Source organism: Pseudomonas sp. PH1b (genome assembly GCF_000633395.1).
Classification (GTDB): Bacteria; Pseudomonadota; Gammaproteobacteria; order Pseudomonadales; family Pseudomonadaceae; genus Aquipseudomonas.
In genome coordinates, this window is record NZ_AYMU01000038.1 from 1 (window position 1) to 1,643 (window position 1,643).

2 pseudogenes are annotated in these 1,643 nt (G+C 52.3%); both read left to right on the forward strand.

What is annotated here, in order from left to right:
• Positions 1-603 precede the first annotated feature (603 nt).
• Positions 604-1,005, forward strand: a pseudogene (locus tag U873_RS37335) (integrase core domain-containing protein); the annotation flags it as partial.
• A gap of 320 nt (positions 1,006-1,325) precedes the next feature.
• A pseudogene (locus U873_RS0133105) lies at positions 1,326-1,643 on the forward strand (ShlB/FhaC/HecB family hemolysin secretion/activation protein); the annotation flags it as partial.

Consider the following 1,643-nt stretch of genomic DNA (forward strand, 5'->3'; position numbering starts at 1 on the left):
AGAGAATCCGGGGCGATTCAGTGGAATGTGCAGCAATTTCTAGATAGCGCCCGATTACACCCGCTCGAGAAGCCAGCTTTTCTCGAGCGTCCTTGATAATCCGCTCCTGAATCAGCCACTTGTCTGTTTTGATTTTTCGGCGCCCTTTCATTTTCTACCTCAGCGGCTAGAGTCGGCAAAGTAATCATCCTTCACCACGAGACCAAAATCATCGGGCAGTTCTGGGGCATCTGTACTGAACATATGTTGAGTTCGCCCTTCCTGTTTGAGGTAGGCCACAGGCTGGAAAAAACAACCTTCGCAAAGATGTAACTCATAACGCCTTCCGTCGTGGACACTCCCGTAGCCCCAGCGCGCCTCTAACGTTCCAAACTGAAGCCCGCCCCCACTTTCGTGGAAGCACTGCATACATCACATCTGATATCGATGACGGTCTCGACTTCGGCTATTCCCATAGTTTTCATTGCCAATAACTCATCAGTTACGGAGTCTTAATAACAGTTATATGTAATTTACCCTCCATAAATCGGTTTTTTACCTAATTTAACTTTTTCACGTATTAATTACATGTGGAGTGAGCAGACGACTGCTAATCCGCAGGCGTTTCCATACAAGATCCAAACCGTCCTGACTGATAACGGTGTGGCGTTCACTGAGCAGTTCCAGTATCGCACTGGTGCGACTAATAGGTTCGGTGGACACATTTTTGATCGCGTCTGCCACGAGGATGGCATCAAACATCGACTGACCAAAGCCTGCCACTCTTGGGGCAATAGCTAGGTCGAGCGTATGAACCGGACGATCAAAGACGCCACGATTAGTACCTTGCACTATCCCGACTTCGCTACGCTGAAAGCGCATGCGCTGGTCTTCGTAATGGCCTACAACTCCGACAGACACCTTCTTAATGCCTTGCGATGGCGCACTCCCTTCAAGGTGATCAGTGAGGTCCAGACGAAAAGTCCAGAGCGATTCACTATCAATCCTCACCATTTCATTCCGTGACCGTACAAGCACTGGCTGCCATTAGCGGCCAGCGGCCCTGGCGATTTCTGCGTTGGAGCCCAGACTCTGGGGCTACCTTGCAGTCCTTTTGCGGCGCAAGACGCGATACCGCTCGCTAGATTTTTGTGTACAAGAATAATGAATAGTGTTTTTTTCAGAACTATCTGATTGCAAAGGAATACTTGAGTGAGCGGAATCCACCGCGTGAACGGTACCGAGAAACTTTAATTTTTCCGGATGACGCTTCATTGACTCCGCGGTGATGGCAAAATAACATTAGTCTTTTATCTCCGACAGTACCTCGTCTCGAAGGACCGAAGATGCAGTTTTTTGCCCTCGGCGCAGGTCTGTCCGTCGCCCTCGCAGCCCTGTGCCTTGTCACTGTGTTGAACCCGGCCATGGCCGCCCCGCTGAACAATCCCGGTGACCAGGACCTGATCCGCGACCGACAGGACCGCCTGCTGCAAGAGCAGCAGCGCCGTCTCGAGGAACTCAAGGAGCTGCCCGGCAAGAGCGCTGCACCGGTGGCGCCCACGGCCCCGACCGACAGCCGCTGCTTCCCGATCAAGGACATCCAGCTCAAGGGCGCCGATTCGCTGTCCGCCAGCGAGCGTGAAAGCCTGCTCAAGCCCTACATC